Raw genomic sequence first — 584 nt, forward strand, 5'->3', positions numbered from 1 at the left:
CCGCGCCGGCTGGCTCCGGAGCGCCCGCCGCGCCGACCTCCCCTGCCACCCAGGCCGGCACGTCCCGCGCGGCGAGCAGCGCGAGAGCGTCGGCGACCGCGGTGGCCGGCAGGACCGCTACCATGCCGACTCCCTGGTTGAAGGTGGCTTCCATGTCCGCCTGGGTCACCCCGCCGCGCTCGGCGAGCAGACCGAAGATCGGGGGCACTGACCACGACGCCCGGTCCACCGTGGCCAGCAGGCCCGGCGGGATGACCCGAGCGAGGTTCGCCGCGAGACCGCCGCCGGTGATGTGGGCGAAGGCGTGCACCTCGACAGCCGCGGCCAGCGCCAGGCAGTCCCGGGCATAGATGCGGGTCGGAACCAGCAGGGACGCGCCCAGCGTGCCCCCCAGGGACGGGACGTATGACTCCAGATCCTCCCGCGCGGTCTCGGGAATCCCACCTGGCTGGCCAGAATCGACGGGACCGAACAAGATATGCCGTACGAGCGAGAAGCCGTTGGAGTGGATGCCGGATGATGCCATCGCGACCACCACGTCCCCGGGCCGGACTCGCTCCGGCCCGAGCACGTCGTCGGCCTCC

General features: G+C 72.9%; 1 protein-coding gene. It reads right to left on the reverse strand.

The features are described 5' to 3' along the window. Positions 1-584 (reverse strand): AIR synthase-related protein (locus ACY45C_RS07975; protein WP_462186985.1); only part of this gene is annotated, 584 nt, incomplete at both ends.

The sequence above is a fragment of the Frankia sp. CcWB2 genome (assembly GCF_977927585.1).